Annotated in this window: 1 rRNA gene; it reads left to right on the top strand. The window is 53.0% G+C overall.

Annotated features, from left to right (window positions below):
* Positions 1-379 (top strand): 16S ribosomal RNA (locus lacNas_RS05310); the annotation flags it as partial.

Below are 379 nucleotides of genomic sequence, written 5' to 3'. Positions count from 1 at the left end.
TGAGGTAACGGCTCACCAAGGCAATGATGCGTAGCCGAGTTGAGAGACTGATCGGCCACATTGGGACTGAGACACGGCCCAAACTCCTACGGGAGGCAGCAGTAGGGAATCTTCCACAATGGACGCAAGTCTGATGGAGCAACGCCGCGTGAGTGAAGAAGGTTTTCGGATCGTAAAGCTCTGTTGTTGGTGAAGAAGGATAGGAGCAGCAACTGGTTTCTATTTGACGGTAATCAACCAGAAAGTCACGGCTAACTACGTGCCAGCAGCCGCGGTAATACGTAGGTGGCAAGCGTTGTCCGGATTTATTGGGCGTAAAGCGAGCGCAGGCGGAATGATAAGTCTGATGTGAAAGCCCACGGCTCAACCGTGGAACTGC

Source organism: Lactobacillus nasalidis (assembly GCF_016587775.1).
Lineage (GTDB): Bacteria > Bacillota > Bacilli > Lactobacillales > Lactobacillaceae > Lactobacillus > Lactobacillus nasalidis.
This window is presented reverse-complemented; position numbering and strand designations above follow the sequence as displayed.